Consider the following 217-nt stretch of genomic DNA (forward strand, 5'->3'; position numbering starts at 1 on the left):
ATCGAACGCGGCTTCCCCAAGCACCTCGCGCAAATGCCGGCCGAGGATCGTCCCCGTCGGCAGGCCGAACCATTCCGCGTAGCGGCGATTGGCGAAGCGGTAGCGATGCTCCTTGTCGATATAGGCGATCAGGCCGGGCACGGCGTCCGTCACCAGTTGCAGCCGCTCTTCGCGCTCGCGCTGGCCCATCAGCGCCTGCTCGCGGTCCGCCGCGACC

General features: G+C 68.7%; 1 protein-coding gene. It reads right to left on the reverse strand.

Translation table 11 applies throughout. The features are described 5' to 3' along the window. Positions 1 to 217, reverse strand: a 217-nt coding sequence (locus DD559_RS19290) for a PAS domain-containing protein (protein ID WP_116471038.1), incomplete at both ends; no start/stop codon positions are given.

Source organism: Sphingomonas pokkalii (assembly GCF_003096275.1).
Taxonomy (GTDB): domain Bacteria; phylum Pseudomonadota; class Alphaproteobacteria; order Sphingomonadales; family Sphingomonadaceae; genus Sphingomonas; species Sphingomonas pokkalii.